Raw genomic sequence first — 13245 nt, forward strand, 5'->3', positions numbered from 1 at the left:
TATACAATAGGGGTATCACGAAAACCGGGGGTACACACATGAACATTCTAGAAGCTCAAAAAATCCATAAAAGCTACGGAAATAAATTCACGAAGCAGGAAGTATTAAAAGGCATTGATCTTAGTATTGAGAAAGGCGAATTCGTCACGATCATGGGCGCATCCGGATCCGGAAAGACGACGCTGCTCAATGTTTTATCTACCATCGACCGTGTCAGCCATGGGACGATTAAAATCGAAGGCAAGGAACTGACCGCCCAAAAAGAAAAACAGCTGGCGGAATTCAGAAAGCATCATCTCGGATTCATTTTTCAAGAATATAACCTGCTCAATACATTAACGGTCAAAGAAAACATCCTGCTGCCGTTATCGATATCGAAAGTATCGAAGAAAGCGGCCAATGAAAAGTTCCAGGCAGCGGCAGCTGAGCTCGGTATAGAAGATATCGAGCACAAATACCCGAATGAAATTTCCGGCGGACAGAAGCAGCGGACGTCCGCCGCACGGGCCTTCATTCATGAGCCGAGCATTATTTTTGCCGATGAACCGACCGGCGCGCTCGATTCTAAATCTGCCTCTGATCTGTTAGATAAAATGAGCAGCTTAAATGCCAAGCGGCAGGCTACAATTGTGATGGTGTCACACGATCCCGTTGCCGCCAGCTACAGCAGCCGCGTGGTTTTTATTAAGGATGGCAGCATCTATACTCAATTGAACAAAGGCGACCAGACGCGCCAGACATTCCTGAAGGATATTATTAAGACGCAGGGCGTGCTCGGCGGGGTGCACTATGAGCATTAATCAACTCATTTTCCGCAATTTGAAAAAGAACCTGAAGAACTATTACCTGTACGTGTTTGCTTTAACATTCAGCGTGGCGCTTTACTTTTCATTCGTCACCCTGCAGTACGACCCTTCGATGGATGAAGCGACCGGCTCGATTAGAGGAGCTGCCGCCGTAAGAGCCGCTTCTATTTTACTCGTGGCGATCGTGGCGATTTTCCTTTTTTACGCAAATAATTTATTCATTAAACGCCGCAGTCAGGAAATCGGCTTGTTCCAGCTGATCGGAATGACGAAAAACCGCATTTTCAGCATATTAAGCATCGAAAATCTGATGATCTATTTCGGATCGCTGCTTCTCGGGACGCTCCTCGGCTTTTCCATATCCAAACTCGTCACCATGACGCTGTTTAAAATTATGGAAGTGGATGATGTGGCGACCCTCAGCTTCTCGTTTCCAGCTTTTCTGCAGACGATTCTCGTGTTCGCCGCCATTTATGCCGTGATCATGCTGATGAATTATTGGTTTATTAAACGCCAGAGTATCCTCTCCTTGTTTCAGGTGAAATCCAAAACCGAAGGCCGGGTGAAAAACATCTCGGTTCTGGAAATTCTAATGGGGATCCTTGGCATTGGACTGATCGCGACAGGCTATTACGTGTCGTCCAAACTATTTGAAGGAGACTTCACCTCGATGAACACGCTGTTCATGGTGATGATCTTCATCCTCGCCTCCGTCATTATCGGGACGTACTTTTTCTACAAAGGATCGGTGCGGTTTGTCGCCAATCTCATCCGGAAAAATAAAAGCGGCTATTTGAACATCAATGAGGTACTTTCCCTTTCCTCGATCATGTTCCGCATGAAATCAAATGCAATGCTGCTTACGATCATTACGACGATTTCCGCTTTGGCGATCGGACTGCTGTCGTTAAGTTATATTTCTTACTATTCCGCTGAAAAAACGGCCGAAGCCAGCACCCCTGCTGATTTCACGGTAGTCACGGAAGAAGCAGCCGATGAGCTCGGACAGATCTTTTCTGAAAACGGCATTGAGTATAGCGAAGAGAGGATCGAAGTCGTTATCGCAGAGGCGGATATCACTAATATCGTTGGAGCCAACTTACAGGAAATCAGCTTAAATGACGGCATTACGGATATTGCCTTCATCAGTGAGAAAGCCGCTGACATGGACATCCAGGAGACGGAAACGCTGTTAACCGGGTACAATGATGCCTTACAGCAATTGATGAGCCTGGAGGATTCCGGGGACATCGTCATCCATACAGCTAATGAAAAATTAGAACAGCAATATATCGGCCTTGCCGAAGAAGACCTGCTTCCTATTTACTTTACTGGCGGATTTCCTACAGCCGTGGTGGATGAAAAAACGTTCGACATCATTTCCAATGACATCGACGAGGACATTCAGCGTGATTCGTCCCTGTATATCGGACTTCAATTAGAGGAAGGCGAAAACAGAGCAGAAGCGGATGAGCTTTTTCAAAACCTGGCCATCAGTGAAGAATACGGCAATGACTCTCAGTATGCCACTGAACGCACGCAGAAGCAGAACATGGGGCTCGTGATGTTTATCGTCGGATTTCTCGGACTCGCGTTTCTGATCACCTCGGGCTGCGTCCTTTACTTTAAGCAAATGGAAGAAAGTGAAGAAGAACAGCCGAACTACACGATCTTAAGAAAGCTCGGCTATACCCGCCATGACTTGTTAAAAGGGATCCAGGGCAAGCAGGTGTTCAACTTTGGAATCCCTCTGCTCATCGGACTGCTGCACAGCTATTTTGCCGTTCAATCCGGCTGGTTCTTCTTCGGAACCGAGCTCTGGACTCCGATGCTGCTTGTGATGGGCGTGTACACGGGACTGTATTCGATTTTTGGACTGTTGTCCGTGTTGTATTATAAGAAAGTCATTAGAGAATCCCTATAAAAGAAGGATCCAGAGCTGTCGTCGCTCTGGATCCTTTTACATTTATTCAATAGAGTCCACAAAAGCCGCAAGTATCCTCGCCGTCAGTCCCCAGATCACTCTGCCTTCATACTGATAAAAATACTCTTCCATTTTCCGAGTCTGCCACTCATAATCCTCACCGTTCGCAATCAAATCAAAAGGAAAACCATCTTCCGGCTTCACTTCAAAATTTACATAGTGAACCTTCGGCTTTGTACGTTTGAAAAAGGAAAGCGGCACAGTGAATACCTCTTCCACCTCAGCAGGATTAGACTGTATGCTCTCCTCTGTACAGTCTAGAAAGCCAACATACGTATCCACCATCATTCGGCCAAAAGGGGAAAGCATATAGTCGAATGGATAAACCTCGCCAAAATCTCCATCCTCAATCCCAAGCTCCTCTTTCGCTTCCCTTACCGCAGCCTCCTGTGGCGATTCCCTCCTGTCCACTTTCCCCCCGGGAAAACAAATCTCGCCTGGCTGCCTTCTCATCTCAAGCGAACGCACTTCAAACAATAAGTGAAGCTCTCCGTCCTTTTCAATGAGAGGAACAAGAATAGAAAAGTGGTTCAATTCCTTCTGTCCGATTACGGAGGGTGTGTGATTTTTTAATGTATGTGTAATCGTTTTTCGTTCCATAATTTCCACCCTTTTTACGAAATAGTCATAGGTTCATTATACGCTGATGAGCCGGGGGTTTACAGAATATCGCTTCTTCCTGCCAGCAAAACCTAAATTCCACAGCGGTTCTGTATGAATCGACACTTCTTGGAAATTATAAAATCAGGAGGGATGACGATGAATGAGCGATCTTTATCCGTAGAGGAATTCAATGAACTGCTGCAGAAGTGGAGCGGTCAAACGATTAGAATCATAAAACACGAGCTGGATGATCTCGACAGGGTGGTCATGGAATTAAAGGACATCTCCTATTCAACGAATACGAGACGATCCGATCAATATGAAGCGATGCATACGTTACTGCTCAATGGGACAGGGGTAACGGAAACCGTCGCTTCCAACACGCAGCCGCTTCCCGATTCGACGTATGAAATACCGCTTGAAGACTCGACGTTGTACCAATTCGACAATCAGCGCTTTTCCCTGCTTACCGACAGAGGAACGTATACCATAGAAGTCGCTTCAGAAAATTATCTGCCCTAGTCAAAAACCACCTGAGCTCTCAGGTGGTTTTTGATTGCCCTTCACTTGAGGTAAGGTACAATGAAGATAATGCAAAAATATGGGAGGAATGAGGATGAAAATCGGAATTGTTGGATTGGGAGATATTGCGAAGAAAGCCTACCTGCCCGTTCTTTCCGAAAAAGAAGGAATCGAGCTTGTCCTTTGCACGAGAAATGAAGAAACACTGAACAAATCAGCTGCCAAATATAAGATCGAGAATAAGGTCCAGACCGTAGACGAACTCATCGACAAAGGAGTAGATGCAGCGTTCATCAGTGCCGCGACCGAAGCTCACTTTGAACTCGCCGAAAAGCTGCTCCTAAACGGCATTCATGTATACATAGACAAACCGATTTCCATGAATTTGGACGAAACGGAAAGAATCGTTCAGCTTGCAAAAGAAAGCGGCAAAGTCGCCATGGTCGGATTTAACAGAAGGTTCATCCCAAAAGTGAATGAGCTTAGAGAAAAAGGAAAACCCAGCCTGATTCTTATTCAAAAAAACAGATTCGCTTCTCCTGACTATGTGCGTAGGTTTGTTGTCGAAGACTTCATCCACGTCGTTGATACTCTCCGCTTTTTAATGAACACCGACGTCAAGGATGTAAACGTGCAGTGCCTGAAAAATGGAGAAATAATGGATCATTTGATCATCCAGCTGATCGGTGACGACTGCACCGCTATGGGCGTCATGAACAGAAATGGCGGAGTCACAGAAGAAATCATCGAATACTCGACCGGTCATGATAAATATGTAGTGAAGAGTCTCGTGGAAACGACCCACTACCATAATAAAGAAATCAATCTATCCACATTCGGGGACTGGGAACCGACTTTGTATAAACGCGGCTTCTATCAAATAGCCGACCATTTTATCGATTGCGTACGAAATAACGAGAAGCCTGACCCGTCTATCGAGGATTCACTTCTCACACATCACATCTGCGAAAAAATTGTCAAAACGATTGACGAAAAGGCGTAAGCTTAAAAAAACCTCACGGATTCGTGGGGTTTTCTCAATGTTTAATAACGACTCAACTCCTCTAAAGAGACACGACCGGCCACTTCATAACCTTTCCCCCGCCCAAGAGGCTTCACGATCACAGTCCCCATATTAGGTATGGCACCTAATCCCACAGATTCAGGGAAGCTGTGCGCAATAATCACTCGATTCGTCCCAGCAGGCGGAGGAAATTCTAAACGTGACTGCAAAGAGCGCAGAATGTCAGCCTCCTCTGCCTGCGACACATTCCTGCTCAACCGATACACTTCCACCCAGAAAGGATCGACTTGAACTGCCACTCTTCCAAACGCCAGCTCGGCAGTTTCTCTATTTCTGCAAAAAGGACTGGCGAGAACCGGAGCGACCAAAGGAATACGTAAACGCCGCAGGGCCTCCCCATAGGCTGCCGCTTGACCCCTGCCCGCCTCTGATAAATTTCTCTGTGTCGCACAATCCATGAAGGTAAAATTCACCCCATCTTCTCCTACGGTAGCTTCCGCGTGCCGGGCATACAAAATATACCCGCCTCCCCGCAGCATAGATAAAAGCGATCGATGCTTCGTGTGACGTACTGCCATCGGCTTCCATTTATGAATGTTGATTTTTCCGTGCCTCCTCACAAGAGCTTTTTAAGTCTGATTTTCCAGCAAGTATCATTCTAGTGTAGTCCTCACCTTTATCAGGAATGAGTATAATATTTGATATCTCGAATTCGAGCCATTATACTGAGTACTATGAAAAAATAAGATGTAAACAGGAGGATTTCACCCATGAATGTATTAGTCATTAAAGCTAATAACCGTCCAGATGGAATATCTACAAGAATGTATGATACGTTTCTGGAAAATATAAAAGATAATAAAGAAGTAAACGTCAGCACGTATGACGTGTTCGAAGAAGACACGCCTTACTTCGGTCAGGAAGTCTTCACAGGACTAGGAAAGCAGCACGAAGGCCTGGAGCTGAACGATACCGAGCAGCGCCTGCTGGATGCTAAACAGAAAGCAAAAGACGTAATCAGCGAAGCAGACGTCGTTGTTGTGGCGTTCCCACTATGGAACTTCACCATTCCTGCCAAGCTCCAAACGTTCATCGATTATTTAGCAGAAGCTGGCTTCAGCTTTAAATATACAGCGGAAGGTGCACTTCAACCGTTACTGACGGATAAGCGCGTCATCTTCCTAAACGCACGCGGCGGAAATTATTCCGATCCGAGCATGGCTCCAATCGAAATGTCACTCAATTACATGCGTAATATCTTCGGCGGACATTTCGGCATGAAGGTTGCAGACGAAGTAGTTATCGAAGGTCACGCAGCAGCTCCTGATCAGGCTGTTGAGATTATTGAAGCAGGTCTTGAGAAGGTTGCTAAGGTAGCTTCTGAGCTTTCTTATCAAAATGCGTAAAAAGTAAACCATTATACGAAACCCCCGCCTGGGTGCAGGCGGGGGTTTTTTTTGGTTAGTGAGGTGTTCGAACTGTTTCCGTTTTGTTTAACAGCGGGTAGAGCTGGATAGGCTCCATAAAAAATTAACAATTTAAGTTGAATCTATTCTTTTAATAGAGCACCCTCAATCACTTTAGTAACCTCAAAAGGACCAGACTCGATATTGGAAGGGATAACCATCTTCAGATTAGAATCAGGGTATACAGAAGCTCTAAAGCTGACTCCGGGATCATATCCCATCACATGATATTTATAAATTTGATTGTCTCTTTGGTTCATCCATATCCCATAACCATAGGATATTTCTCCATTTACATGAACATGAGGCCTGAGCAATCTCATAGTCGTCTCTTCATTTAATAGTTTAAAGTTAAATAGGGACTCCCACAACTTCATCATGTCAGCTGCTGTAGTAAAAGCACCCCCATCTGACCCGCCTTTTTTAGGAATAGAATAAATATTAGTTCTCCACGTATTTTCTTCATGATCATCAATGTATCCTACCGCTGTATTTTCAGGGAGTTGATCCAAAGCAAAATAGCCTGAATCCATCATATTGCTCTTACGAAATATTTCAGTTTCTATGTATTCATTAAATGACCTTCCCGTTTGTTCTTCCAGAATAAGACCTAAGACAATATAACCCGCGTTGTTATAATGGAACCTATGTCCAGGCTCGAACTTCATGGGTTCTTTTTGAAATAACGGTAAAAAATCTTTGAGAGAATTGATTTGATAGACAGGGTAGTCCTTCCACAAATCTTCATAATCACTCATTTTCTCTTCATCAAAGTAATCAGGGATGCCGGAAGTGTGCGTTAACAAATGATGAATCGTAATTTCTTTATCAAAGTTAGGAAAGTGTATATCTAAACAGTCGGCTAAATAAGTATCATATTTTAACAAACCGTCTTCAATTAATTTACTAATCCCAATAGCAGTAAATAACTTGCATCCAGAGGCTATTCCAAAACGGGTATGTAAGTTGTTTTTCCTTTTTTCCGCCCTGTCTGCGTAGCCGAAGGCAAGGTTTGATATTATGTTCTCGTCTTGTTTCACGTATACCACTCCAGAAAAGCCTATGGTTTCAACCTCGTTCGTAATGACATGGTTTAATTCTCTATTTTCTTTCATATTGGTTCTCCTTCCACTCAACCGAAATACTTTCTGACATTCCATCCGTTCCATCACTTTTAAGTTTACACTTACAAGTAAAAAAAGTGATCACCTCTTTACGGTATGATCCCGTTTAAACCCTTAGACAATCCAGGCTCCTGCCGCAATGAAGGAAGCACCAATCATCACTACTAGACTCTTAGCCATGCCATAAGGCAACTTATTAAATAGTTTAAATAAAAACTCCCATTCTATATATCCGCTTGCACCGATCTTGCTGTTATCTTTATAGTTGTCCGATCGATTCTTTCTAAATAGTGAAGAGTATAGGATCAAACTTCCCCATAGGGTGAGTAGTACACCAAGAACGATATTCATTATACCGTCCTTTCTTGTAATGTTACGGTGGACTCCACTATAAGTTTCAAATCTTTCCTGATATTCCGAAACTATCCTCATATATACGAGATTTACCAATAAAAATATAAAAGCTCCCCTTTTCACAGGAGAGCTTTCATACTAATAGTTTAAAACGATAGGCTGCCAGAAATAGACGAACAGCACGATGACAATGATCGCAACGATGTTCATCCAGAATCCTGCTTTCACCATATCGTCGATCGTTAAATAGTCTGAGCTGAACACAGCCGCGTTCGGCGGGGTTGAAATTGGCAGCATAAAGGCACAAGAAGCCGTTAGAGCGACAACACCCATGATCGCGTAAGGATCAGCACCAATACCGAGCGCAAGCCCGATACTGATTGGAATCAGCATGTTCGACACGGCCGTGTTAGACATGATTTCCGTCATGAAAAGCACGATCGTTGCCAGTGCAATGAGGATAAGCAGGAACGGCAATACTTCAAGACCCTGCAGCAGCTCACCGAACCACCCAGTTAAATTGGAGGTTTCGAATGCGGCCGCAAGCGAAAGTCCGCCCCCAAATAGAAGCAGCAAACCCCAGGGCAGCTCTTTCATATCCTTCCACACCATCAATCCGCCTTTAGACTTCTTCGCTGGGAAAAGGAACATCGAAGTCGCACCGATCATTGAAATCGATGTATCAGATAGAGTATAGGCTTCTGGTATGAAACCACTCGACATCCAGAGTGCACCGACAACCGTGAAAACGGTCAGGACCGCTTTTTCTTCATACGACATCGGCCCCAGCTCTCTCAGCTGATTTTTCGCAAAATCAGACGATACATCTTTCTGACTCGTAATTTTGAATTGGATTCTCGTCAGGTAGAAGTACAGACCAAATAGTAAAATTAGAGTAAGCGGGAATCCGAATAAAAACCAGTCGAAAAAAGATACCGTTCGATCGAGACTGCTTGACGCTACAGCGACAAACGCTGCGTTTGGTACAGAACCAATGATCGTCGCCAGCCCGCCGATTGAAGCGGAATACGCCACAGCAAGAAGCAGCCCTTTAGCGAAGCGATTCAACGAAGCTTCATCAAAAAAGTTCTTTTCCTTAATTTCCGTAATCAATGCAAGCGCGATCGGAAGCATCATAAGCGCCGTCGCCGCGTTTGAAATCCACATCGAAAGACCGGCCGTCGCAATAATGACACCCATGACAATGCGCTGACTCCCCGTTCCGACAAACGAGAGAATCGTCATGGCAATTCGTTTATGTAAGTCCCACTTCTGAATAGCTAGAGCGATCGTAAAACCACCCATATACATGAATACAATCGGATCCGCGTACGCCATCGACGCCGTCTCTTGATCCGCTCCGCCCGTAATCGGCAGCAGAAAGATCGGCAAGAGCGATGTCGCCGGAATCGGCAGTGCTTCCGTAATCCACCATGTCGCCACCCAGGCCGTGACTGCAAGAACAGCCCGCGGTTCGTCTCCAAGTCCGGTGATGGACGGAATAAAATAAAAGATAGCAAAAAGCAATGGACCAAGAATCAGCCCAATTTTTTGTCTGCGTTCCACATGAAGTTCCTCCTCTGGCAGTTGAAATCGTTTTCATAAATTGATAGAAAAATACAACAATTTCAACTTTAGCACGCCAACCGACAAAAGTAAATATCCTCCATGTAAGGAAATAGTTGTGGTTCATATCACTCATTGGTTGGTTAACGCTCCCTTTTTTGTTAAGGAAACAGCAATGATTCCCGCAATGACGTAAGTAAAGATGTATGTATACCCTAACGCTGTAGAATAACCGAAGGCTGCGAACGTGGAATTAATTGAAAGAGCCATGAATACAACTGCCATTAAGGTCCCTTTTATCTTGCTTTCTCTACCGAATGACTTGAACAAAACTAAAAATAAAGCAACGACTATTACATTAAACAAAAACAAACCGGTAAAAAGCATAACTGGCAACACCTCCTAAGGATACTTCAAAGGTAAACGCTCTTGAAAATGACTTAAGTATGGTTGTACACTATCCTAGCCTATTTAGATAAGCTAGGAGCAATACATGGGAGCGAAGTGCGGTCCCGTTGTTCCAGCTCTCGCTTAGTTAATGTAGGACTTGCTCAGACGAAAGTGATTATGAAAATACCAAAACAACAAGAAAAATACTCACTACTCCCCAGGCAGTGGTACTGACGATCCACCAAATTATGGCTTTCGATTTTATAGAACTATCAGCACTTTCCGGATTTTCTTTTATAAAAGCAAGCTTACTTTCCATACTTCTTTTCATAGACACGAGTACAACGAATCCGATCAGGATGAAACCAATAGTTATCCAAAGCAATACGTCCATCTTTAGTACCTCCACTGTTGAATGGATTTCCTTATAACCTTCTACAAAATGATTTGATTGTTGAACTTAGTTATCCCAATCTTCTCCAGCAAACTCCTCTTTAAAAGCCCATTAAGGTCATTTCATCTACTTGACCCTTCATGCTGCACCCTCCTTTTTCTCCCTCAACTATAACAAATAAAACGCAATCCCAATGAGTGGAATTGCGCAAGGTGATCTATTTACTCAGACCACCATAAAAGCGACAAATGCAACGACTGATAACAAGATCGGCAGCACAATGCCTAAGCTGCTGCAAATAATCCCGGCAACCGCCATCTTTTTACCTTCTTGATCCTGCTTCTTAATCTACTTTAAACCGATTATGCCGAGTACTAAACCAACGACGCCCATGATCAGCCCGACAACCATAAGGATCATGGTGACAATCGATAGAATACCAAGCACAAGGGAAGCCACGGCTTTTCCATTCGTCGTACTGCTTGCGGAAGCCTCAAGCTGACTCATTTTCATCCCCCTTCCTCTTAGATGAATCAAATTTGTATTTACTATTGATACGAATTCTTCACGCTATCGTTTCAGAAAAGTTGAATTCCGCTTCCTGCACTTTCCCTTCGACTCCCCTGTCCACAAACTGCCCGAACTCTTTCTTAAACTGAAACTTCACATCCCCTACCGGACCATTCCGCTGCTTACTGAGCAGAAGCTCCATTTCTCCTTCGTCCTTCTGCCAGTTATAATAATCCTCCCGATGCAAAAATCCGATCACGTCCGCGTCCTGCTCGATGTTGCCCGACTCCCTCAAGTCCGACATGACGGGACGCTTGTCCTTGCGCTGCTCGACACTGCGGGAAAGCTGTGATAGTAGAATGATAGGAATATTAAGCTCACGCGCCAGCAGCTTCAGTTCTCTTGTGATCGCGCCGATTTCGAGGTCTCGGCGTTCGAAGCGGCTGCCGGAGCTCATCAGCTGAAGGTAATCGATGATGATCATATGGCGGGCGTTTTTGTCGGCTTTTACAACTTTTCTTACATTGGCCCGGATGTCACTAACGGTCCGGTCCGTCTCGCGGATCTTCATCTGCCAGCTGGCGATTTGGCCGATCGCTTCCATCGCTTGATCATAATCCTGATTGGAGAATTGCATCGTACGCCATTTCTGCCCGTTAATAGAGCCTTCACAGGAAATGAACCGATGCAGCAGCGGTTTTATAGCCATTTCAAGACTGAACAACTGAACACTGCCTCCCTGCTTACAGTGGTTGGCTGCCAAATTTAGCGCAAAAGCGGTTTTCCCCATCGACGGCCGGCCTGCGAGAACAATCAAGTCGCCGCGCTGTGCGCCTCCTGTCATGCCATCAAGATCCTGATAGCCCGTCGTATAGCCCGTTATTCCGTTTTCATGAGGGGATGCCATATCACGGGCAATTTCCATCAACGTTTCATAAACACTCGCCTCTTCACTTGGCATACCGATTCCGCGAAAAGTTTCCATATGCGCATCCAGTACATCAAACCTCTGACCGTTCGGGTTATCATTAAAAAAGTCGGTCACTTCCTTCGTTTTTCTATAGCGGTAGGCATCGAAGATAAGGCGCTGGTGGTGTTTGAGGGTAGTCGTCGTGGGGATGGAGCCGGCCAGATCCCTTAAGTAGCTGACCCCGCCAACAAAGCTGATCTTATCCTCCAGTTCGGTCGTCACAGTCACAAGATTAATCGGCGCATCCGCCCGCTCAATATTTTTCATCGCTTTAAAAATGAGTTCATGCTTTTTTTCTGCAAAATGTTCCGCATGAAGCGTCACATCCTTGATGAGCTCGCCTTCCAATAACATCATTCCAAGCACAGACTGTTCAGCTTCCAAGTTTTTAATCATCTCGTCACCTTCTCTATCAGTTCATTCAGCTTTTCTTGAAAAAGCCGCTTCTTCTCTTCACTTACCTCTGCCGCCTCGCGATCCCACTGCTTCAGCATATCCAGGTGAGGATTCTCATCCACCGGGGGATAAACGGCGATGTCCGCAATCGTTGGCGGATAGGGGGATTTAGATACATGAAGAGCCAGTTTCCCCATCACCGATCCGTAACACATTGGTTTAAGCTGTGGAATGAGGAACTCTGCTTTCTTTTTCGTCATCTCCACTTTCCCTGGATATAAACTACTCATCATCTGCAATACTTCTACCGCTTCCTCGTACGTCATGCTTCAATCCCCCTTCTTAACTCTTCAAAAATATCCACCTCACACGAAGTCTGCGATCCCGCTGAGAAACCTTTCTTGGCTTTCGATCTGCTTTCCATCTCTATCGCCTTGACGTCCGCAAGCGACCTCACCCCGAGCGACTGCCACTTTTGCAAAATCCCTTCACAATACTGGAAGAACCGCTTATTGTTATTAATCGCCCGCTTCATCGCCTCAATCACGAGCTCTTCCGACATCTCATCACACCAGAGTGTGATCCGCTCCGCAATATAAGGGCTGAGGAATCCGATGTTCTCCTGGTAGAATTCATAAGCGGACGCGTACACGCCTACTCCTTCTTTCTCTTTTCTTTTTATTTCTTTTCTTTTAAATAAAGAGGCTTCACCAGCGCCCTCCTGTACGTCCCTAGGGTCGTCCTTCCCAGGGGCCTCACCTACGTTCACCCACGGTTCAATCACGCGAGAAATCATTTCATAATAAGGCGCATGATTCCGACCAGCCGACCGATGCTTAATGTATCCCTTTTTCTTCAGCTCAGCTCGCGCCCGCTTGAAGGATGTTTCCGCCAGTCCCGCCTTACCTAAAATAACGGAGCACGGCACCGCGAATTCCTTCTTCCAGCCCGTTTTGTTGTTGAGCTGCATCATCGTAATCCAAAGAGCGACAGCCGACGAGGAAAGTTTGTCCACATCCGTTTGATCATGAAACGCATTCAATTCTTTAATGTAATTCATTTTTATATTCCTCCTTGTATTTAGAGCATAAAAAATCCCCTGCACTTCTATAATCGAAAGAAGTTCAGGGGTGGTG

At 45.0% G+C, this 13245-nt stretch carries 16 protein-coding genes; 5 read left to right on the forward strand and 11 right to left on the reverse strand.

Annotated elements, in window-relative coordinates; genetic code table 11:
• The first annotated feature begins 38 nt into the window (after window positions 1-38).
• Entirely contained in the window at window positions 39-800 is a 762-nt protein-coding gene (locus O2Q26_RS08915; RefSeq protein WP_289215582.1) for an ABC transporter ATP-binding protein, read from the forward strand.
• On the forward strand, window positions 790-2730 hold the full coding sequence (locus O2Q26_RS08920) for an ABC transporter permease (protein WP_289215583.1): 1941 nt from the start codon (window positions 790-792) through the stop codon (window positions 2728-2730). Before O2Q26_RS08915 ends, O2Q26_RS08920 begins: the two co-directional genes overlap by 11 nt.
• A gap of 42 nt (window positions 2731-2772) precedes the next feature.
• Here the strand turns inward: O2Q26_RS08920 and O2Q26_RS08925 are convergent, their stop codons facing one another.
• Window positions 2773-3390 (reverse strand): NUDIX hydrolase, encoded by a 618-nt coding sequence (locus tag O2Q26_RS08925; RefSeq protein WP_289215584.1) that lies wholly within the window; start codon window positions 3388-3390, stop codon window positions 2773-2775.
• Window positions 3391-3549: 159 nt separating this feature from the next.
• Here O2Q26_RS08925 and ymzB point away from each other — a divergent pair, with 159 nt between their 5' ends.
• The gene (ymzB, locus tag O2Q26_RS08930) at window positions 3550-3915 is read left to right on the forward strand and encodes a protein YmzB (RefSeq protein WP_289215585.1); all 366 of its coding nucleotides are present in this window, start codon (window positions 3550-3552) and stop codon (window positions 3913-3915) included.
• A gap of 94 nt (window positions 3916-4009) precedes the next feature.
• Window positions 4010-4918, forward strand: coding sequence for a Gfo/Idh/MocA family protein (locus O2Q26_RS08935; RefSeq protein WP_289215586.1), 909 nt, complete (start codon window positions 4010-4012; stop codon window positions 4916-4918).
• Between the two features lie 41 nt (window positions 4919-4959).
• On the opposite strand, the gene O2Q26_RS08940 is transcribed toward O2Q26_RS08935, so the two are convergent.
• A complete protein-coding gene (locus tag O2Q26_RS08940) occupies window positions 4960-5517 on the reverse strand; it encodes a histidine phosphatase family protein (RefSeq protein ID WP_289215587.1) in 558 nt (185 codons plus the stop codon).
• A 192-nt stretch (window positions 5518-5709) separates the two neighbouring features.
• On the opposite strand from O2Q26_RS08940, the gene O2Q26_RS08945 reads away from it, so the two are divergent.
• Window positions 5710-6345: an FMN-dependent NADH-azoreductase gene (locus O2Q26_RS08945; protein ID WP_289215588.1), complete on the forward strand. Its 636-nt coding sequence runs from the start codon at window positions 5710-5712 to the stop codon at window positions 6343-6345.
• 143 nt (window positions 6346-6488) lie between these two features.
• Here O2Q26_RS08945 and O2Q26_RS08950 read toward each other — a convergent pair whose 3' ends face one another.
• From O2Q26_RS08950 to O2Q26_RS08990, 9 genes are all read right to left on the reverse strand, one after another.
• On the reverse strand, window positions 6489-7520 hold the full coding sequence (locus O2Q26_RS08950; protein WP_289215589.1) for a serine hydrolase domain-containing protein: 1032 nt from the start codon (window positions 7518-7520) through the stop codon (window positions 6489-6491).
• A gap of 123 nt (window positions 7521-7643) precedes the next feature.
• The gene (locus tag O2Q26_RS08955) at window positions 7644-7880 is read right to left on the reverse strand and encodes a hypothetical protein (RefSeq protein WP_289215590.1); all 237 of its coding nucleotides are present in this window, start codon (window positions 7878-7880) and stop codon (window positions 7644-7646) included.
• A gap of 141 nt (window positions 7881-8021) precedes the next feature.
• Window positions 8022-9449 (reverse strand): SLC13 family permease, encoded by a 1428-nt coding sequence (locus O2Q26_RS08960; RefSeq protein WP_289215591.1) that lies wholly within the window; start codon window positions 9447-9449, stop codon window positions 8022-8024.
• A 132-nt stretch (window positions 9450-9581) separates the two neighbouring features.
• Complete coding sequence (locus O2Q26_RS08965) at window positions 9582-9836, reverse strand: hypothetical protein (protein ID WP_289215592.1); 255 nt, start codon at window positions 9834-9836, stop codon at window positions 9582-9584.
• A gap of 178 nt (window positions 9837-10014) precedes the next feature.
• A complete protein-coding gene (locus O2Q26_RS08970; RefSeq protein ID WP_390216130.1) occupies window positions 10015-10233 on the reverse strand; it encodes a hypothetical protein in 219 nt (72 codons plus the stop codon).
• A 348-nt stretch (window positions 10234-10581) separates the two neighbouring features.
• Window positions 10582-10740, reverse strand: a complete 159-nt coding sequence (locus O2Q26_RS08975) for a hypothetical protein (protein ID WP_289215593.1) — start codon at window positions 10738-10740, stop codon at window positions 10582-10584.
• Between the two features lie 58 nt (window positions 10741-10798).
• The gene (dnaB, locus tag O2Q26_RS08980; protein ID WP_289215594.1) at window positions 10799-12109 is read right to left on the reverse strand and encodes a replicative DNA helicase; all 1311 of its coding nucleotides are present in this window, start codon (window positions 12107-12109) and stop codon (window positions 10799-10801) included.
• Window positions 12106-12435 carry a replicative helicase loader/inhibitor gene (locus O2Q26_RS08985; protein ID WP_289215595.1) on the reverse strand — a complete coding sequence of 110 codons (330 nt, stop codon included), beginning with the start codon at window positions 12433-12435 and terminating at the stop codon, window positions 12106-12108. Before O2Q26_RS08985 ends, dnaB begins: the two co-directional genes overlap by 4 nt.
• Window positions 12432-13169 (reverse strand): DnaD domain-containing protein, encoded by a 738-nt coding sequence (locus O2Q26_RS08990; RefSeq protein WP_289215596.1) that lies wholly within the window; start codon window positions 13167-13169, stop codon window positions 12432-12434. The genes O2Q26_RS08985 and O2Q26_RS08990 overlap by 4 nt, the downstream gene beginning before the upstream one ends.
• Window positions 13170-13245 lie beyond the last annotated feature (76 nt).

Origin of the sequence: Halobacillus campisalis, assembly GCF_030345335.1 — a bacterium.
Lineage (GTDB): Bacteria > Bacillota > Bacilli > Bacillales > Halobacillaceae > Halobacillus_A > Halobacillus_A campisalis.

Coding starts and splice junctions, on each gene's coding strand:
- O2Q26_RS08915 (WP_289215582.1), top strand. CDS start 39: ATGAACATTCTAGAAGCTCAAAAAATCCATAAAAGCTACGGAAATAAA.
- O2Q26_RS08920 (WP_289215583.1), top strand. CDS start 790: ATGAGCATTAATCAACTCATTTTCCGCAATTTGAAAAAGAACCTGAAG.
- O2Q26_RS08925 (WP_289215584.1), bottom strand. CDS start 3,390: ATGGAACGAAAAACGATTACACATACATTAAAAAATCACACACCCTCC.
- ymzB (WP_289215585.1), top strand. CDS start 3,550: ATGAATGAGCGATCTTTATCCGTAGAGGAATTCAATGAACTGCTGCAG.
- O2Q26_RS08935 (WP_289215586.1), top strand. CDS start 4,010: ATGAAAATCGGAATTGTTGGATTGGGAGATATTGCGAAGAAAGCCTAC.
- O2Q26_RS08940 (WP_289215587.1), bottom strand. CDS start 5,517: ATGGCAGTACGTCACACGAAGCATCGATCGCTTTTATCTATGCTGCGG.
- O2Q26_RS08945 (WP_289215588.1), top strand. CDS start 5,710: ATGAATGTATTAGTCATTAAAGCTAATAACCGTCCAGATGGAATATCT.
- O2Q26_RS08950 (WP_289215589.1), bottom strand. CDS start 7,520: ATGAAAGAAAATAGAGAATTAAACCATGTCATTACGAACGAGGTTGAA.
- O2Q26_RS08955 (WP_289215590.1), bottom strand. CDS start 7,880: ATGAATATCGTTCTTGGTGTACTACTCACCCTATGGGGAAGTTTGATC.
- O2Q26_RS08965 (WP_289215592.1), bottom strand. CDS start 9,836: ATGCTTTTTACCGGTTTGTTTTTGTTTAATGTAATAGTCGTTGCTTTA.
- O2Q26_RS08970 (WP_390216130.1), bottom strand. CDS start 10,233: ATGGACGTATTGCTTTGGATAACTATTGGTTTCATCCTGATCGGATTC.
- O2Q26_RS08975 (WP_289215593.1), bottom strand. CDS start 10,740: ATGAGTCAGCTTGAGGCTTCCGCAAGCAGTACGACGAATGGAAAAGCC.
- dnaB (WP_289215594.1), bottom strand. CDS start 12,109: ATGATTAAAAACTTGGAAGCTGAACAGTCTGTGCTTGGAATGATGTTA.
- O2Q26_RS08985 (WP_289215595.1), bottom strand. CDS start 12,435: ATGACGTACGAGGAAGCGGTAGAAGTATTGCAGATGATGAGTAGTTTA.
- O2Q26_RS08990 (WP_289215596.1), bottom strand. CDS start 13,169: ATGAATTACATTAAAGAATTGAATGCGTTTCATGATCAAACGGATGTG.